Origin of the sequence: Virgibacillus salarius, assembly GCF_039521925.1 — a bacterium.
GTDB lineage: Bacteria > Bacillota > Bacilli > Bacillales > Amphibacillaceae > Virgibacillus > Virgibacillus salarius.
Window position 1 is genome coordinate 1 of the sequence record NZ_BAAACY010000039.1, and the last position, 693, is coordinate 693.

Consider the following 693-nt stretch of genomic DNA (forward strand, 5'->3'; position numbering starts at 1 on the left):
TCGTATCATTAAATTGCATTATAATTTGTTGCTTTTCTTCTTCCGTCATCATGTCTAGCTCGGCAAGCTTCGCTTCCCGTTGTTGACAAATCCCTTTCACAATTTCTAAGTAGTGCCTTGCCATTCGTTCCATCGTTTCAGATGTAAATAACGCAGTACTATACTCTAAACTACCTTGGATGGTGTTAGTATACTCCGTGACATGTAGTGTCACGTCAAACTTAGCGATATTACTTTCGTGTTGAACTTGTTTCAACTGGAAGTCATCTTCTAGTGGAAACACTATGGTGTCATCAACAGGATTCATATTAAACATCACATCAAATAATGGATTTCGACTTGCATCTCGGTTTATGTGTAATCGTTCAATCAATTCTTCAAATTGATAGCTTTGATTCTCATAGGCGAGAAGTACATTTTCTTTCACGGCTTTTAAGAAATCAACATAACGCTTATTCCCATCTACACGATTACGAAGGGCGAGCGTATTGACAAACATCCCAATGATCGATTGTAGATCAGCATGTGATCTGCCAGCTACCGGTGTTCCGATAACAATATCTTCTTGCCCACTATACTTCGAAAGAAGTAGGTAGTATGCGGAAAGTAAGACCATATGCATTGTACTTCCGGTTTCGTTTGCCAATTTCCGTAATGCGTGTGTTAGCTCTTCATCGATGAAAAGTGGGACAC

1 protein-coding gene is annotated in these 693 nt (G+C 39.4%); it reads right to left on the reverse strand.

Annotated features, from left to right (window positions below; translation table 11 throughout):
* A partial coding sequence (locus ABDZ84_RS06020; protein WP_343780552.1) for a condensation domain-containing protein occupies window positions 1–693 on the reverse strand: 693 nt, incomplete at both ends.